The organism is Stenotrophomonas sp. 3diitr2024 (assembly GCF_042136455.1).
GTDB lineage: Bacteria > Pseudomonadota > Gammaproteobacteria > Xanthomonadales > Xanthomonadaceae > Stenotrophomonas > Stenotrophomonas sepilia.
In genome coordinates, this window is the sequence record NZ_JBHHMJ010000033.1 from 1 (window position 1) to 326 (window position 326).

Below are 326 nucleotides of genomic sequence, written 5' to 3' on the forward strand. Positions count from 1 at the left end.
CACAGGCGCCGGATGCCGGCACGCAGCGCCGCATCGGGAACCAGCCCGCGTTCGGCCCAGGCGATCAGCCCGGTTTCCGCATCTTCGGCCGGATTCAGTGACGGGATCGCGCTCATGCCGGGCACGTTGCATTGGATCGAGCGCGGGTAGTGCCGGCCGCTGGCCTGCAACCTGCGGAGAAATTCACCCACGCATGGCGTGGCTCTACTGTAGAGCCGATCCAGTTTGGGAACGAAACTCTCGGCCTTCTCAATCTCCGACTCAACAACGGTCAGCGTGATCCCCATGACTGTGTTCTTGCACTGCACGCCAATATGTCGATCGTC

The 326-nt window shown here is 62.6% G+C and carries 1 pseudogene; it reads right to left on the bottom strand.

From position 1 onward, the window contains the following. Positions 1-287 (bottom strand): annotated as a pseudogene (locus tag ABGA94_RS00660) (hypothetical protein); the annotation flags it as partial. Between the last annotated feature and the right edge of the window lie 39 nt (positions 288-326).